Origin of the sequence: Xanthomonas sp. LF06-19, assembly GCF_034105425.1 — a bacterium.
Classification (GTDB): domain Bacteria; phylum Pseudomonadota; class Gammaproteobacteria; order Xanthomonadales; family Xanthomonadaceae; genus Xanthomonas_A; species Xanthomonas_A sontii.
This window is the reverse complement of the sequence record NZ_JAXGGH010000001.1, coordinates 665670-681537: the sequence shown is the minus strand read 5'-3', so window position 1 is coordinate 681537 and position 15868 is coordinate 665670. Positions and strand designations below refer to the sequence as shown.

General features: G+C 68.9%; 13 protein-coding genes. 7 read left to right on the top strand and 6 right to left on the bottom strand.

Annotated features, from left to right (window positions below; translation table 11 throughout):
• Nucleotides 1-217 precede the first annotated feature (217 nt).
• On the bottom strand, nt 218-1429 hold the full coding sequence (gene metK / locus SLW55_RS03125; protein WP_010342184.1) for a methionine adenosyltransferase: 1212 nt from the start codon (nt 1427-1429) through the stop codon (nt 218-220).
• A gap of 206 nt (nt 1430-1635) precedes the next feature.
• On the opposite strand from metK, the gene SLW55_RS03120 reads away from it, so the two are divergent.
• The 3 genes from SLW55_RS03120 to SLW55_RS03110 all read left to right on the top strand — a co-directional run bounded on the left by SLW55_RS03120 (nt 1636) and on the right by SLW55_RS03110 (nt 6774).
• On the top strand, nt 1636-3351 hold the full coding sequence (locus SLW55_RS03120; RefSeq protein ID WP_267093515.1) for a lysophospholipid acyltransferase family protein: 1716 nt from the start codon (nt 1636-1638) through the stop codon (nt 3349-3351).
• Complete coding sequence (locus tag SLW55_RS03115) at nt 3348-4166, top strand: UDP-2,3-diacylglucosamine diphosphatase (protein WP_017915584.1); 819 nt, start codon at nt 3348-3350, stop codon at nt 4164-4166. Before SLW55_RS03120 ends, SLW55_RS03115 begins: the two co-directional genes overlap by 4 nt.
• A gap of 637 nt (nt 4167-4803) precedes the next feature.
• Nucleotides 4804-6774, top strand: a complete 1971-nt coding sequence (locus SLW55_RS03110) for a tetratricopeptide repeat protein (RefSeq protein ID WP_267121340.1) — start codon at nt 4804-4806, stop codon at nt 6772-6774.
• 69 nt (nt 6775-6843) lie between these two features.
• Here SLW55_RS03110 and SLW55_RS03105 read toward each other — a convergent pair whose 3' ends face one another.
• A complete protein-coding gene (locus tag SLW55_RS03105) occupies nt 6844-7230 on the bottom strand; it encodes a hypothetical protein (RefSeq protein WP_148827875.1) in 387 nt (128 codons plus the stop codon).
• 369 nt (nt 7231-7599) lie between these two features.
• On the opposite strand from SLW55_RS03105, the gene SLW55_RS03100 reads away from it, so the two are divergent.
• The 4 genes from SLW55_RS03100 to SLW55_RS03085 all read left to right on the top strand — a co-directional run bounded on the left by SLW55_RS03100 (nt 7600) and on the right by SLW55_RS03085 (nt 11869).
• Nucleotides 7600-8262 (top strand): hypothetical protein, encoded by a 663-nt coding sequence (locus SLW55_RS03100; protein ID WP_152243943.1) that lies wholly within the window; start codon nt 7600-7602, stop codon nt 8260-8262.
• Between the two features lie 126 nt (nt 8263-8388).
• The gene (locus SLW55_RS03095) at nt 8389-9066 is read left to right on the top strand and encodes a hypothetical protein (protein ID WP_043090382.1); all 678 of its coding nucleotides are present in this window, start codon (nt 8389-8391) and stop codon (nt 9064-9066) included.
• 380 nt (nt 9067-9446) lie between these two features.
• Nucleotides 9447-10520 carry a metal-dependent hydrolase gene (locus SLW55_RS03090; RefSeq protein WP_320744543.1) on the top strand — a complete coding sequence of 358 codons (1074 nt, stop codon included), beginning with the start codon at nt 9447-9449 and terminating at the stop codon, nt 10518-10520.
• Nucleotides 10521-11197: 677 nt separating this feature from the next.
• Entirely contained in the window at nt 11198-11869 is a 672-nt protein-coding gene (locus SLW55_RS03085; protein ID WP_267100000.1) for a hypothetical protein, read from the top strand.
• A 413-nt stretch (nt 11870-12282) separates the two neighbouring features.
• Here the strand turns inward: SLW55_RS03085 and SLW55_RS03080 are convergent, their stop codons facing one another.
• The 4 genes from SLW55_RS03080 to SLW55_RS03065 all read right to left on the bottom strand — a co-directional run bounded on the left by SLW55_RS03080 (nt 12283) and on the right by SLW55_RS03065 (nt 15840).
• Nucleotides 12283-13110, bottom strand: coding sequence for a methyltransferase domain-containing protein (locus tag SLW55_RS03080; RefSeq protein WP_320744542.1), 828 nt, complete (start codon nt 13108-13110; stop codon nt 12283-12285).
• A gap of 23 nt (nt 13111-13133) precedes the next feature.
• The gene (gene dusB, locus SLW55_RS03075; RefSeq protein ID WP_267085591.1) at nt 13134-14132 is read right to left on the bottom strand and encodes a tRNA dihydrouridine synthase DusB; all 999 of its coding nucleotides are present in this window, start codon (nt 14130-14132) and stop codon (nt 13134-13136) included.
• A gap of 54 nt (nt 14133-14186) precedes the next feature.
• Complete coding sequence (locus tag SLW55_RS03070; RefSeq protein ID WP_267100002.1) at nt 14187-14792, bottom strand: DUF4893 domain-containing protein; 606 nt, start codon at nt 14790-14792, stop codon at nt 14187-14189.
• Between the two features lie 94 nt (nt 14793-14886).
• Nucleotides 14887-15840: a ribokinase gene (locus tag SLW55_RS03065; protein ID WP_152236694.1), complete on the bottom strand. Its 954-nt coding sequence runs from the start codon at nt 15838-15840 to the stop codon at nt 14887-14889.
• Nucleotides 15841-15868: the final 28 nt, after the last annotated feature.

Sequence of the window (15868 nt, the reverse complement as noted above, 5' to 3'; positions counted from 1 at the left end):
CCCAGTCCATCCTGCGGAACGGCTTCCGTTGCGACGCGCGTTCCAAGCAACGCCTGTCGCGGCCGAAGCCGCTCCTGCGCGGAAGCGTTCCTGCGGCATGGCACACCCCTGCCTGCATGGCCGTTGCCAGTGTCCGCCACTGGCCAGTTCCCACCACCCAAACGCAGAACGGGCCGCAATGCGGCCCGTTCTTTCTTGCAAGCGCGGGCAGGCCGGCTTACTTCAGCTTGGCGTCCGCGCGCAGCGCCTCGGCGCGGTCGGTCTTCTCCCACGAGAACGCGGTGGCCTGGTGCTGGGCGCCGGTGCCGTCGGTGTAGGTGAAGGCCTTCGGGGTGCGGCCGAAATGGCCGTACGAGGCGGTCTGCTGGTACATCGGGTGGATCAGGTCGAGCATCTGGATGATGCCGAACGGACGCAGGTCGAAGTGCTTGCGGATCAGCTTCTCGATCTTGTCGTCGGCGATCTTGCCGGTGCCGAAGGTGGTGACCGAGATCGAGGTCGGCTCGGCCACGCCGATGGCGTAGGACACCTGCACTTCGCAGCGGTCGGCCAGGCCGGCGGCGACGACGTTCTTGGCGACGTAGCGCGCGGCGTAGGCGGCCGAACGGTCGACCTTGGACGGATCCTTGCCGGAGAACGCGCCGCCGCCGTGGCGCGCCCAGCCGCCGTAGGTGTCGACGATGATCTTGCGCCCGGTCAGGCCGCAGTCGCCCACCGGCCCGCCGATCACGAACTTGCCGGTCGGGTTGATGTGGAACTTGGTGCCCTTGTGCAGCCACTTGGCCGGCAGCACCGGCTTGAGGATTTCCTCGCGCACGGCCTCGACCAGGTGCTTCTGCTTGATGTCCGGATCGTGCTGGGTGGACAGCACCACTGCGTCGATGGCGGTCGCCACGCCGTCTTCGTAGCGCAGGGTGACCTGGCTCTTGGCGTCCGGGCGCAGCCACGCCAGCGGCGAGTTCTTCTTCTTGCGCACCTTGGCCTGCTGTTCGACCAGGCGGTGCGACAGGTGGATGGCGGCCGGCATGAAGCTGTCGGTCTCGCGGGTGGCGTAGCCGAACATCAGGCCCTGGTCGCCAGCGCCCTGTTCTTCCGGCTTCTTGCGGTCCACGCCCTGGTTGATGTCCGGCGACTGCTTGCCGATCAGGTTGAGCACGCCGCAGGTCTCGCCGTCGAAGCCGACGTCGGAGCTGTTGTAGCCGATGTCCAGGATCACCTTGCGGGTCAGCGCTTCCAGATCGATCCAGGCGCTGGTGGTGATTTCGCCGGCGACGATCGCCACGCCGGTCTTGACCAGCGTTTCGCAGGCCACGCGCGCGCGCTTGTCCTGGGTCAGGATCGCGTCTAGCACCGCATCGGAGATCTGATCGGCGATCTTGTCCGGGTGGCCTTCGGAGACCGACTCGGAGGTGAAGAGATAGCTGGACATCGCGGCTATATCCTTGTATTCGGATGAAAAGATGGAGGCGAATGATACACGGGCGCCGGGCGGCGTGCATGCTGCCCGGGTCGGACGTTGCCCAAGGTTAACCGGTTGGCGCGCCATGGTGCGCCCGTCACTTTGCCGTAGTCAGATTGCAAGATCGGTGTCGCCGCCGCGGCCGAAGCTGTGCGCAGTCAGCAAGGGGGCTTGCCGTGCTCGCACTCGAACGCCGTCTTCAGGACCGCTACCCGCACTGGTTTGCCGGACGCCGCTCGCGGCTGGTCCGGCCATTGCTGCGCGGCCTGCAGAAATGGTCGGGACTGGACGCGCTGGACGCGTTCCTGGAGGCCAACCGCGACCTGCGCGGTTTCGCCCTGGTCCAGGCCGGACTGGATTTCCTGCAGGCCCGCTACGTGGTCGCACCGACCGCCGCCGAGTGCATCCCGGCGCGCGGGCGCCTGCTGATCGTCGCCAATCATCCTTCCGGGGCGCTGGATGCGCTGGCGCTGCTGGACTGCGTGGGCCAGGTGCGGCGCGACGTGAAGATCGTCGCCAACGATTTCCTGTGGGCGCTGGAAGGCCTGCGCGACCTGCTGCTGCCGGTGCGCATCCTCGGCGGCGCACCGTCGCCGGCCAGCGTGCGGGCGATCGAGCAGGCGCTGGCGCAGGAGCAATGCGTGATCGTGTTCCCGGCCGGCGAGGTCTCGCGGCTGGGCTGGGGCGGCGTCGCCGACGGGCGCTGGCGCCGCGGCTTCCTGCGCTTCGCCCTGCGCACCGCCGCGCCGGTGCTGCCGGTGCGCATCCATGCACGCAATTCGGCGCTGTTCTACGGCGCTTCGGCGCTGTTCAAGCCGGCCGGCACCGCGCTGCTGGCGCGGGAGATGTTCGCCCGCCGCGAGCGCCGCATCGCGCTCAGCCTGGGCCGCGCCCGCGCGCTGCCGCAGGACCTGCCCGAAGCCGAACTGATGCGGCGCCTGCGCAGCGAGCTGTACGCGCTCGGCCGCAGCGGCGGGCAGGCCGCGCCGAGCGAAGAAGCGCTGGTCGCCGCCGAGGATCCGGCGCAACTGGCCGTGGAAGTGGCCGGCCTGCGCAGCCTCGGCCATACCCTGGACGGCAAGCAGATCCGCGTTGGCCGGCTGCGCGCCGGCTCGGCGCTGCTGCGCGAGATCGGCCGCCTGCGCGAACTCACTTTCCGCGCGGTGGGCGAGGGCACCGGCCGGCGCCTGGACCTGGACGACTACGACACCTGGTACGAGCACATCGTGCTGTGGGACGGCGCCGCCACCCGCGTGGTCGGCGCCTACCGGGTTGCGCGCGGTGCGCCGGTGCTGGCCGAACGCGGCCTGGCCGGCTTCTACACCGCCGAACTGTTCCGCTACGGCGAGGGCATGCTGCCGCGCATCGCCGCGGGCATGGAACTGGGCCGCAGCTTCGTGGTGCCGGACTACTGGGGCAGCCGCAGCATCGACTACCTGTGGCAGGGCATCGGCGCCTATCTGCAGGACCATCCGCAGGTGCGCTACCTGTTCGGTGCGGTGTCGATCAGCGCCGCGTTGCCGTACGCGGCGCGCGAGCAGATCGTGGCCTACTACGCGCGCTACTACGGCGACGCCAGCGGCGAAGCCGCCTCGGCGCGGCCGTTCCCGTATCCGGAAGCGCCGTCGGCGTTCGACGAACTGGACGCCGACACGGCCTTCAAGGTGCTCAAAGGCAACCTCGACGCGCTGGGCGCGGCGGTGCCGATGCTCTACAAGCAGTACACCGATCTATGCGAGCCCGGCGGTGCGCGCTTCCTCGCCTTCGGCGTGGACCCTGCGTTCAACGACGCCGTCGACGGCCTGATCGAGCTGGATCTACAGCGCATCCGCAGCAAGAAGCGCGCGCGCTACCTCGAACGTCCCCGCAACGAAGCAGAGGTGGTGGCATGAGTCCGCTCAACAGCCTGGCGCCGCGCCGCGCGGTGTTCGTCTCCGATGTGCACCTGGGTGCACCGCATTGCCACGCACGCGAGCTGGCCGACTTCCTCGGCGGCCTGCGCTGCGACCAGCTGTACCTGGTCGGCGACATCGTCGACTTCTGGTGGATGGCGCAGCGCCGCGCGGTGTGGAGCGCGGCGCACCAGCGCGTGGTCGATGCGCTGCACGCGCTGGCCCGCGGCGGCACCGAACTGATCTACGTCCCCGGCAACCACGACCGGCCGATCCGCCGTTTCTGCGGGCTGGCGCTGCCGGCGATGCAGGTGCGCCGGCGCGCGGTGCACGCCACCGCCGACGGGCGTCGCCTGCTGGTGGTGCACGGCGACGACTACGACAGCGTGACCCAGTTCGGCGGCCTGCAGGAGAAGTTCGGCGACTGGTTGTACTACCGCATCCTCACCGGCAATCAGCTGACCAACCGCGTGCGCCGCCGCCTGGGCATGCGCTACTGGTCGCTGGCCGACTACCTGAAGCGGCAGAGCAGCGCCGCCGAGCGCTACATCGAGCGCTTCGTCGCCGCCGGTCTGGACGACGCGCGCCGCCGCGGCCTGGACGGGGTGATCTGCGGCCACGTGCACCGCGCCGGGCTGTTCGAGCGCGACGGTCTGGTCTACGCCAACGACGGCGACTGGGTGGAAAACCTCACCGCGCTCGCCGAAGAGGCCGACGGCACCCTGCGCCTGCTCTCGCACCGCGGCGACGTGCTGCGCGAACTGCCGCCGCGCCTGCGACTGGTGCAGGAGAACGTCTGGCCGCGCGCGGCCTGAATCAGCCGATCGTGCCAGGCGGCGCCGCACAGCCTGGCGCGTGACTGGCAGGTCGTGTGTTTGACTGCCGCCGCGCCTGCGCACCCCGCAGGTGTCCTTGTCTCGAATCGCCCCGGGCGTGGCACCGCCGTCCCTGCACTGGACGGAAGCGTAGAACCCGGTGTGACCGCTATTCCACGATGGCCCGTGTGTGGTGTGCATCACCACCACGCGCGCTTGCCCGGCTTCCGTGGCATCGGGTCTACTGCGATGCGTCGGCGCGACATGCCCGGGCAGGAATCCACGTTCGCGCCCGGGCGTCACGCTGATCCATGTCGCTGCGGCGCGCGTGCGCCGCATCCCGATCAGTTCTGGAGTTGTGGAGACCGTGAAACCAGGGAAGGCGTCGTGCGGCCGGTCGCGCAGATCCATGGGGACATGGTTCGGCTTGGCCTGGTCCGCCGTTTCTGGCGATTCCGTCCAGGCGAACGTCACCGCGCCTGGCATGTGGCCGCGGACATGCCTGCGATGGGCGTGCCTGGGCGTCCTGCTCGCGGCGAGCGCGACCGCGATTGCGCAGAACACGATCTATGGCTGCGCGGAGCCCGCCGCGCCGCGTCCGCTTCCCGATCCGCTGCTGTGCGTGCAGCAGGCGGGCGTGTCGACGCCGCACTCGGCGGGCGATGCGCGGGTCGAGGCGTTGTTCGCACGTGCCAAGCAGCAACTCGATGGCGGCCGCTTCGACGCCGCCGAACAGGCGCTGGATTGCGCGCAGGCCAACCTCGGCGATGCCGGCGGCGCGCGCTTGCGCTACGAGCTCACCCGCCGCCGCGGCATTCTCGATTTCCGCCGCGAACGCCTGCCGCAGGCGCTGGCGCGCTTCGAGTGTGCGGCCACGCTGTCCCGCTCGCTGCACGATCGCATGGGCGAGGCGCGCGATCTGAACAACGTCGGTGCGGCGCTGCGCCGGCTCGGCGATTTTCGCGGTGCCCTGCGCAACCTGACGCTGAGCCTGGACATCCAGCGCGCGCGCGGCGCGGTCTCTGCGTCCGTGCTGACCAATATCGCCGACGTGTATCGCGAACTGCGCGAGTCCGACACCGCGATGCGTTACTACCGCGATGCGCTTGCCGCCAACCGCGCGCAGGGCGACGCCATCGAGGCCGCGCACGTGCAGGAAACCATGGCCGAGCTGGCGCTCGACAGCGGCGACACGCCGCAGGCGCTGGCCTGGCTGCAGGAGGCGCTTGCCGTGTACCGGGCGCAGGGCCGCCGCGTGTACGAATTGCGTGTGCACGATGGCCTGATCCGCGCGGCATTGGCGCTCGGCGACATCGCGCAGGCGCAGCGCTGGAGTTCCAGTGCGCTGGCGCTCGCCGAGGCATGGGCGCTGCCGCTGCCGTCCGCGCTGCAGTTGCAGCTGGCGCGGACCGCCCGCCTCGAAGGCAACGCGGCCGCCGCCGCGGCCCGCCTGCGCGCGGCGCTGGCGGCGGCCGCCGGCGGCGATCCGGTGCGGGTGCCGTTGCTGGAGGAGTTGGCGCGGCTGCAGGAAAGCAGTGGCGATACGGCCGCGGCCATCGCCACGCTGCGGCGCGCGAATGCGGAGGCCGCGGCGCTGGTCCGCGCGCAGCACGATCGCCAGTTGGACTGGCTGCGGATCCGCTTCGACACCGCCGAAAAGCAGCGCACCATCGATGCCCTGCAAAGCGAGAACCGCCTGCGCCAGGTCCAGCTGCGCCAACGCACGTTGCTGCTGTGGCTGGCATTGGTGTCCGGCGTCGCCGCCGCGCTCGGCCTCTGGCTGTGGCTGCAGCGTCGCCGCCAGCGCGAACGTTTGCTGCAAGCCGCACGGCAGGTCCGCCACGAGGAGCAACTGGCCCGCTATCGGCGAGAGGCGGACGCGCTGGCCGAGGATCGCAGCCTGCTGCAGACCCTGCTCGACAGCCGCGAGGACGCGCTGTGCCTGCTCGATGCCGAAGGCCAGGTCCTGGCCACCAATCGTGCCGGCCGCCTGCTGCTCGGCGGCGCGGACGACGCCGAACCGGTCGGGCAGCCAGTGTTCGCCTGCGTTGCCGAGGGCGACCGCCCGGCGTTGCAGGCGGCGCTGGAGCGGATGGAGGACAGCGCCGCGCAACGCCTGGAGATCGTCGCACGGCATGGCACGCCGCTCGCCGTGACCTTCACGCCCTGGCGCGGCGGCGATGGGCTGGTCGTCCTTGGCCTGCAGGAACGCGACCGTGGCGCGGTGGCGGACACCGCGCAGGCCGAGCACACGCCAGCGGAGGCCGCCGCGCCTGCGTTGCGCGATGCCTTCCGGCGCGCGCTGGTCGACCTGATGCTGGCGGTCATCGACACCTGGGAGCGCGCCACCGCGACCGGTCGCCTGGAGTTGGCCGAGCGCAGCCGCATCTGGCGCGTGAACATCGACGACGGCCGCCTGCGTGCGCGGGCGATGGAGCGCTACCTGGCGGTCTCCAAATTGCCTAGCAACCCGCGCTGGCGGGACGTGCTGCGCTCGGCCTATTTCGTGCTCGCGCACTGCGGAGAGCTGTCGGCGGAGGCGCGCGCCGCCCTGCAGTCGAGGATCGACACGGTGCTGGCCTACACCCGCCGGGACGCGCTCGGCTGAGCAAGCCCGGCACTTCTCCTGCCGGCGATCGTCGGCTGCGCTAACCGGCGAGCGCGCCTGCATGGTGCGTCAGCGCCCGCGCTTGGCCGGGCAGACCACGCAGGCGCCCTTCAAGCCTTGCTCCATGCGGTAGGCGCTGTGGTGGTCGCGTGCCAGGAAGGTCGTCGGGCCGAGCACGATGGGCTTGGCCGAGCGCGACGGCGCCACCACCTCGCAATAGGCGGCGATGGTGTTCAGCGTATTGGTGTACGGCTCGTGGCTATCGACCACGCCGCACTTGTCCATCGTCTGCCGCAACTGCTCGCCGTCGAAATCGAATTTCACCACCACCTCCGGTTCCTGGCTCTCCTCCAGGCACCAGTCCGGCGGCAGGGTGTCGTGGCCGTGGGCGATCAGCGGCAAGGTCAGCAGGGCCGCGGCAAGGGCGGCATGGAAGACGGAACGGCAGGCAGGCATCGGAACCTCGCAATGCGCAGAAGAAGAGTCCGCAGCCTACGAGCGGGGCTGCGGCCGATGCCAGCGCATCCGCGGGTATAGACCGGGAATAAATCCTCCTAAGCTATTGATTCTCCGATGGTGGCAACGCGCCGCGCTGCCGGCTCGCGCGTCCGCGGCCCGCCGTGCTTGCGCCGTGGCCCCGGCAATTCGACCCGATTCGCTCCCGTGGCGACCCGGGTTTGCCCTCGTGCCGCGGCGGCGGCCTGCCTAGCCTGAAATCGCCGGATCGCACCGAGTGCCGATGCGGCGATGGCCATATCCCCCGGGGGCGATGCACGCAACCCCAGCCATCTCCAATCCCTTCCATATAGCGAGAGAACGCTCATCATGAAGAAGAAGCTCCTTGTCGCAACCGCCTTGCTGGCGGGCAGTGTGGTCGGCGCCCCTGCGCTGGCGGCGGAAAACCCGGTGGACCAGGCCGGCATCCAGCACAACATGTACCTGGGCTGCCTGATGGATGCCAATGCCTCGCCCGACGAGGCCCTCACCGTCGTGGTCAAGACGTGCGGTTACAACCCCGGCATGCCGCTGGAGCGGTTCATCGCCACGCAACAGCCCATCATCGATGCGGTCGATCCGACCCGGCCGATGACCGACAACCTGGCCGGGTTGCGCCAGCAGCTCAGTGCCTACGAATTCTCGTTCATCGTGCGGATGGACCAGATCATCGAGAACGCCGAGGACATGGATGCGGCGGCGGTGCAGTTCGAGGAACTCGAGAAGGAAGCCATGGCACGGCTCGATCCTGCCTCCAGGAACGGCGCGCTGGTGCTGGGCGGGCTGAGCGTGGCCAAGCATTCCAACCGCTACTGGGCCAAGGTCGCGGCAGAGCATGGCGAGACCACGGCTGGCGACGCCACCGCGAAGAAGAAGGGGCGCTTCTGGCGATGGCTGGCCGTCGTGGGTTCTGACGTGGTGGGTTTCCTGCTCACCGAAAACCCGGTCACCGCGGCCACCACCTCCAGCACCGTCTACGACATCGTGTTCTGACCGGGCTGCAGCCCACTCCGCTTGAAGACCGCCGCATCGTGCCGTGCGCCGATGCGGCGGTGACCGCCTGCCCATGACCCATGTGGGTCCGGGCCCACTCATCCCCGTTCAATGAAGAGAATGCACATGAAGAAGCACTTTGTCGCAACCGCCGCCCTGCTGGTCGGCAGCGCCGTCGGTCTCCCCGCGCTGGCCGCGGAGAATCCCATGGACCACGCCGGCGCCCAGCACAACATGTACCTCGGTTGCCTGATGGACCTCAATCCCTCGCACGACCAGGCCCTGACGCTGCTGGTCAAGAAGTGCGGCTACGCCCCGGGCATGCCGCTGGAACAGTTCATCGCCACACAGCAGCCGATCATCGATGGGATCGACCCGACGCGTTCTGTGACCGAAAACCTGACGGGATTGCGCCAGCGGTTCAGTGCCGAGGAATTCGCATTCGTCGTGCGGATCGACCAGATCGTCGAGAACGCCGACGACCTGGAGGCCGCCGCGGCGCAATTCGAGGAACTGGAGCGGGACGCCTTGGCGAAGCTCGATCCCACCTCCAGGAATGGCGCGTTGATCCTGGGTGGATTGAGCGTGGCCAGGCACTCCACACGCTACTGGTCCAGGCAGGCGGCCGAAAGCGGTCAGTTCGCGGCAGAGGGCGGCACCTCGAAGAGGAAGGGACGATTCTGGAAGTGGCTGGGCGTCATCGCAGCCGACGTGATCAGCTATTTCCAATCGGAGAATCCCGGCACGGCGGCCACGTCCTCCGACGATGCGTACACCCTGTTCTTCGAGGGATTCGGATTCTGATCCAGGCGCTGCCTGGGTAGGGAAGGGCATCCTGATGGGGTGCCTTTCCGCAGAGGGAGCGACGTCAGCTCATCCGCTTTGCTGCGACTCGGTGTGGACATGCCGTTGTCGTCGCAGGAGCGGCTTCAGCCGCGACAGGCGTTACCTGTGGCGTCTCGCCGCAGCTAACGCCGCTCCTGCACATGGCCTTCCCTCGTCATCGGAGATGCCCTTGCAGTCGCAGCGGCGCGTTCGCTTGAAGCGCTTGGCAGGATCGGCATCGGGCCGAACTGCCCGTGCCGCGTGTTGTACATCTGCGACAGCAGCAAACGAGCGACCGCCGCGCCACTGCCACTGCCATGGCCACGCACCCATTCCCGCATCGCTGCTAGCATCGGCCGATGGATCCCCTTACCCAGATCGTGCTCGGCGGCGCCATTGCCGCCGCCATCGCCCCGGCCGCACATCGGCGCGCGGCACTGCTTGCCGGCGCCGCGCTCGGCACCCTGCCGGATCTCGATGCGCTGATCCTGCTGCCGCTGACCCGCGATCCGGTCACGCTGATGACGGTGCATCGCAGCGTCAGCCATTCGCTGTTCGTGCTGCCGTTGCTCGGCTGGCTGATCTGGTGGCTGTTCCGGCGCTTCGGCCATGGACGCGTGGCCGAAGCGCCACACCGCTGGTTCTGGGCGATCCAGCTGGCGCTGATCACCCACCCGCTGCTGGATGCGTTCACCGTCTACGGCACGCAGCTGTGGTGGCCGCTGCGGCCAGCGCCGACGATGTGGTCGAGCGTGTTCATCATCGATCCCGCCTACACGCTGTGGCTGCTGCTGGCCTGCGCCATCGCCTGGTTCGCCCGCGCGCGGCGCGTGGCGCAGCAGGCGTTGCTGGTCGGACTGCTGTTGAGCAGTGTCTACCTGGGCTGGTCGCTGCTGGCCAAGCAGCTGGTCGACCGCGAGGCCGACCGCGCGCTGGCGGCGATGGGCCTGGCGCAGGCACCGCGCTTCTCGGTACCGATGCCGTTCAACACGCTGCTGTGGCGGGTGGTGGCGATGACCCCGAGCGGCTACGTGATCGGCGAGCGTTCGCTGGTCGCCGATCGCGGGCCGATGCGCTTCCAGGGCTATCCCTCCAACACCCAGGCGCTGGCGCAGGTGCGCGAGCTGCCGGCGGTGCAGCGATTGAGTTGGTTCAACCGCGGCTTCATGCGCGCCCAAGTCAAGGACGGTGAGCTGGTGCTCAGCGACCTGCGCATGGGCCTGGAACCGGACTACAACTTCAACTTCGCGGTGGCGCGACAGCAGGGCGACGGCTGGGCGGCGATACCGCCGCGGCAGCTGCAGGCGGCGTACCGGGCGCCCGTGGCACGTGGGCAGATTGGTGCAGCGCTGGCGCGGATGTGGCAACGGATCTGGACCGAGCCGGCATCGCCCGCGCCGGTCGGTGCGCAGGTGCCTACCGCGGCGCGTTGAGCTGGTTGCAATGGTGCGTGGTGCTGCCGAAGCCAAGTCGCAACAAGCGGCAATGGTTGCCAGGGCATTCGAGTCAGGCATCTCGTGGTCGGCTGCACTGTACGTGACCATCACCTGCCGCGGTGATTCCCGGTTGAAATCGAACTTCGTCACCACCTCCGGCTTGTGATCCTGCTGCAGGCAGCAGTCCGACGGTAGGTGCGGTGTCGTGCCCGTGGGCGGCTAACGGCAAGCTCGAAGGGCCGCCACGACGGAATGCGCGCCGGCGGCCGCGGTGCGGCCAACGCGGCATGGGCGACGCGACGCTGGTGAGTGGGTGAGCTTCCTAACCACAAGGCGCGCAACAGCCGCGTTGCAGCGACGCCGCGGTTCCAGCGCATTCGCGGCGACGGATCGGGAACGAATCGGCGCAAGGCATTGATTCTTCGATCATGGAATGTCCGCCGGCAGCCAGGGCCACGTTTGCGCGATGTGGTGACGGTGCCATCGATTCGCCAATTCGACCCGGTTCGTTCCCGTCGCGACCCGGTTTCGTCCTCGTGCGTCGCCGCAGATCTGCCTAGCCTGAAACCGTCGCATCGCGCCGTGTGCCGATGCGGTGTGGTCGCCTCGGCTGGGTCCTCCGCAGGAACGTCGGGAGATCTGGGCCCCCCTCCATCCATTACATGAGAACGTTGATGAACAAAAAGCTCTTTGCCGCGACCGCCACCCTCCTGGTCGGCAGTGCCTTCGGTACCGCCCCCGTGCTGGCGGCCGAGAATCCGCTCGATCAGGTAGGCATCCAGCACAACATGTATCTGGGCTGCCTGATGGACACGAAAGCCTCGCGCGATGAGGCCCTCGCCGTCCTGGTCGAGAAGTGCGGCTACAGCCCTGGCATGCCGCTGGAGCACTTCATCGCCACGCACCAGCCCATGGTGGATGCAATCGATCCGCTCCGGCCGATGGCCGAAAACCTGGCCGAGCTGCGCCAACAACTCAGTGCATACGAGTTCTCGTTCATCGTGCGAATGGACCAGATTGTGCAGAACACCGAGAGCCTGGACGCCGCCGCGGTGCAATTCGAGGAATTGGAACGGGAAGGTATCGCGCGGCTTGATCCCAAGTCCAAGAATGGCGCGCTGGTTCTGGGCGGGCTGAGTGTAGTGAGACACTCAGCGCGCTATTGGTCCAAACTCGCGGCCGGCGCCACGTCGAAGCCGGACCCTAAAAAGGGCTGGGCGATTGTCTCAGTGTGCGATGCAATGGGCGCGCTTTTCTTTGGCAGCAGCGAAATGGCGTCTTCCGTTTCCTATTCAGCCTATCAAGAACTTGCTTCGCAGGGATACTTCCCACTCTACGCAAACTAAATTTTCTTCATGATCTTGCTTCAGGCATTGCGGATGAAATAAAGAAGGCGTTCCCGAAGGGGCGCCTTTCTTTATCAGGCACACCGAGAATGCGGATACGTCGCCACTGTTCTGGCGCACAGGTGCAGCCTTGATCCGGGCTTCTGAAGGCGGCGGAGCCGAGCCTTCTTCGCATCGCCAGCAAAGTAGTTGCGTGCGACAACTTCAACGTCGCGGTGGCGCGGCAGCAGGGCAACGGCTGGCAAGCAATCGCCCTGGGGTAGCTGCAGGCGGCGTATCGGGCGCCGGTAGCACGCGGGCACGTTCGCGCAGCACTGGCGCGGATGTGGCGGCGGATCTGTGGACAGAGCCGGCATCGCCCGCGCCGGTGCGCGCGCAAGCGCCAGCGACGCGGTGAGCGCCATGAAAGCGACTCAATACACCGTCGCGTGCGCCTGCACGAACGAATAGAAGAACACCGCGTCCGGGTCGCTCTGCACCTGCGCCATCTCCCGACGCATGCCGGCCACGGTCTCCGCATCCACCGCGCCGGCCTGCAGCAGCCGTTTGGCCGCCGACAGCAGCAACTCTTCCCAGAACCCGATCATGGTCTTGCGCCGCGCCGGCTCGCGGTTGTCCAGGTGCAGGGTCTTGATCTCGGTGCTGACGTCGCGATAGCCGCCGGCCAGCAGCAGGTTGCCGAGCTTGGCACCGACGAACGGGTCGCCGCCGTGGTCGTACTGGAAGTCGTTGAACGCCATCCAGTAGCGCCACACGTTCGGCGAGTACGGATGCAGCAGGAACGAGGCGTTCATCACCTCGGTCACGTACACCGGCGACCCCGGTGCCAGCACCCGCCGCACTTCGCTGAGCACCCGCGCCGGCGACGGCACGTGCTCCAGCACCCAGCACAGGAACGCCGCATCGAAGCTGCGCGGTTGGAATGGCAGGTCGCCGGCATCAGCCTGCTGCAGGGTGTAGCGGTCCTGGCACCAGGGCATGCGCTGCAGGTTGTCGCGTGCGGCCTGCAGTTGCGCCTCGCTCAGGTCGATGCCGGTGACGTGCAGCTCCGGGAAGCGTCGCAGCAAGACTTCGGTCTGGGCGCCGACGCCGCTGCCCACTTCCAGCAGGCGCCGCGCGCCGGTGTAGTCGATCTGGTTGAACAGGGTGGCTTCGAGCAGCCGGGCCTGTTTCAGCAGGCGTGCCTGTTCGGTGTCGGAATAGCCGTGCAGATAGGTCGGGGTGTCGGGAGACGAGCGCATGGCGGTGCTCCAGGGAGAAAACGTCAGGCGGCGGCGGACAAGGCAGGCGGCACGCCGGCGATCAGCGCGTCGAAGTACTCGGCGGTCAGCGCGAGTTGCGCCTGTGCGCTCTCGGCGCGGTTGACAACGGCGCGGAACGCGGCGTTCTCGGGTTGATCCTTGGCATACCAGCCCAGGTGCTTGCGCGCGATGCGCACGCCCTGCACCTCGCCGTAGAACGCGTGCAGCGCCTGCAGGTGGCCGAGCAGGGTGTCGCGGACGAACGTCAGCGACGGCGCCGGCCGCAGTTCGCCGGTGACTAGGTAGTGCGCGATCTCGCCGAAGATCCACGGCCGGCCCTGCGCCGCACGCCCGACCATCACCGCATCGGCGCCGGTCGCGGCCAGCACCTGCGCCGCCTTCTGCGGCGAATCGATGTCGCCGTTGGCGATCACCGGAATGCGCAGCATCGCCTTGATCTGGGCGATGGTCGCGTACTCGGCTTGGCCGCTGTAATGTTGATCGCGGGTGCGCCCGTGCACTGCTAGCGCGGCGATGCCGCAGTCCTCGGCGATGCGCGCGATGACCGGGCCGTTGCGGTGGTCGCAGTCCCAGCCGGTGCGGATCTTCAGCGTCACCGGCACTGGCGAGGCCTTCACCACTGCGCTGAGGATGCGCGCCACCAGCGCCTCGTCGCGCATCAGCGCCGAGCCGGCCCAGGCGTTGCACACCTTCTTCGCCGGGCAACCCATGTTGATGTCGATCAGTTGCGCGCCGTGGTCGGCGTTGTAGCGCGCGGCCTCGGCCAGTTGCTGGGGCTCGGTGCCGGCGATCTGCACGCTGACCGGGTCCGGCTCGCCGGCGTGGTCCATGCGCTGCAGCGACTTGCGGGTCTGCCAGAAGCGCGGATCGGAGATGGTCATCTCCGACACGGCCAGGCCCGCGCCCAGCCGCTTGCACAGCAGCCGGAACGGCTTGTCGGTGACCCCGGCCATCGGTGCCAGGATCACCTTCGGTTCGATCGTGTAGGGGCCGATACGCATGCGCGTAGTGTAGCGGGGTGCATGCGCTGGCGGGCCGGGCGGCCCGCGCGGCCGTCAGCGCATCAGCTGGTACAGCTCGAAGCCGTTGTCCTTGCCGTCCAGGATCAGCAGCAGTTCGTCCGGGCCCAGCGCGACCAGGCGGCCGACGCTGTTGCCGTGCGTGCCGTCGGAGGCATGGCCGGGCGCGTAGGCCGCTTCCGGCTCGTCGTTGACCGTGCTTGCGCCGAGGAAGGCCAGCTCATGGCTGCCGGCGGACAGCGGATACAGCGTGCCGCTGCGGCGCTGCGAGCCGCTGGTCTTGCTCAGGTGGTAGCCGCAGGGATCGCGGCGGATCTCGGCCTTGAAGTGGGGATAGGCGTAGGCGAAGTGCGGGTCGATCTGGATCGAGCGCACCTTCCAGCGGCCCTCCAGCTTGCCGGGCTGCTGCGGCGTCTGCGCGCGCTGCAGCAGGCTGCGCGCCAGCGCCGCGCCCTTTTCCTGCTCGGCATCGTCGTAATGCGCCGCGATCACCTGCTGCAGGCGTTCGGCGGAGACGGTCACCGCGGCGCGGTCGGCGTCGGCGGCCAGGCTGTTCCAGTCGCAGTGCGGTGCCGCGGCGGCGGACAACGGGAGCAGCAGTGCGCACAGCGCGGCGAACGGGATGACGGAACGGCGGGGCATCGGCAACTCCTTGTCGGATGCGTGGCCGGCGCAGCGCCGGCGCTGGTTTGTGATGGCAGGCAACGGCGACGGCCGGCGCCGTCGCGCCGATCGCTCAGCCGGCCTCGGGCGTCAGCCGCGGCATCGATGCCGCCGCGCCTTCGGCCTCGGTGGAGCGCGCCGCGTAGTGGTTGGCGAAGCGCACATGGGTGGCGAACGCGGCGTTCGGCGACTGCGCCAGCGACGCCACCAGGGCGCCGTTGAAGGCGTCGCCGGCACCGGTGGTGTCCACGGTATGCGCGGTTTCGGCGCCGATCCGGTAGTAGGGCTGGGTGTCGCCGAGCAGGCGCTCCTCAGGGTGCGAGATGAACGCACCGACCGCGCCCAGCGTCACCACCACGGTGCCGCCCGGCAGCAGCTTGCGGCACAGCGCGTGCAGGCTGCCGCCATCGGTGGCGGCGACGTCGTCGGCGTCCACGCGCACGCCGACATGGCGGGCGAGCAGGGCGGCGAACTCGGTTTCGTTGGGGGTCAGCACGTCGGCCAGCTTGAGCAGGCCGATGCTGGTCTGCGCGTTGGCCGGGGCGGCGTTGAGCACCGTGGTCAGGCCAGCCTCGCGGGCCAGCGCCAGGGTGCCCTCGATGGTCTCGATCGGCGATTCCAGCTGCGCCAGCAGCACCCGCGCCGAGCCCAGCAGCGGACGCTGCGCCTGCACGAAGTCCAGGCTCAGCGCGGCGTTGGCGCCGGCGCCGATGACGATGGTGTTGCGGCCGTGGCCGTCGACGTAGATACCGCCGGTGCCGGTCGGCTCGCTGCGGGCCTCGGCGACCAGGGCGATACCGTCCTGCGCGGCCAGGCCGCGCGCCATCGCGCCGCCGGCGTCGTCGCCGAGCGCGCAGACGAAGCTGGTGCGCGCGCCGGCACGCGCCGCCGCCACCGCCTGGTTGAAGCCCTTGCCGCCGGGGCCGGTGCTGTAGCGGCCGGCGATGGTCGCCCCCGGTGCGGGCAGATTCTCGCACCGCCACACATGGTCGACATTGAACGAACCGACGACGATGACCGAACTCATAGGCATGTACTGCTTCTCGACTGGAACT